The following is a 619-nucleotide window of genomic DNA, read 5'->3' on the forward strand; positions in this document are numbered from 1 at the left end:
CGGGCATGACCGACGACGCCACCTTCGAGGACAGTGGCGGTCGTCCTTCGGGACGGCCGAGGATCGCAACCTCCGTGGATCACGAGGTGGTAGGGCCGGTCCAGGGGTGGCGGTCGTCCTTCGGGACGGCCGAGGATCGCAACTACAACGTCGGCGGCAAGTTCAGGAACCCGCACCACGGTGGCGGTCGTCCTTCGGGACGGCCGAGGATCGCAACCCCGGCCTGGCCCCGGGCGGCGGCGTCGGCCGCCGGTGGCGGTCGTCCTTCGGGACGGCCGAGGATCGCAACGCGACGGTCTCCGCGGTGCGGACCATCGACGTGCTGGTGGCGGTCGTCCTTCGGGACGGCCGAGGATCGCAACCGTCGACTGCGGCGACGGGTACCAAGGCCCTCCGGTGTGGCGGTCGTCCTTCGGCACGGCCGAGGATCGCAACCCGGGCAGGTTGCTGAACTGCGCGTAGAAGCGGCGGTGTGGCGGTCGTCCTTCGGGACGGCCGAGGATCGCAACTCGGCGGGCCTGACATGGTGACGGACGGGACGAGGTGGCGGTCGTCCTTCGGGACGGCCGAGGATCGCAACCAGGCCGCGTCCCGGGCGACTACCCAGTCGCTCGGGTGG

Annotated in this window: 1 CRISPR repeat array. The window is 71.4% G+C overall.

Going from position 1 to position 619, the window contains the following annotated elements:
- Positions 1–33: 33 nt before the first annotated feature.
- Positions 34–580: direct repeats of the CRISPR family, unit length 37 nt; unit sequence GTGGCGGTCGTCCTTCGGGACGGCCGAGGATCGCAAC.
- The last annotated feature ends 39 nt before the right edge of the window (positions 581–619 follow it).

Source organism: Kitasatospora griseola (assembly GCF_014648555.1).
Taxonomy (GTDB): Bacteria; Actinomycetota; Actinomycetes; order Streptomycetales; family Streptomycetaceae; genus Kitasatospora; species Kitasatospora griseola.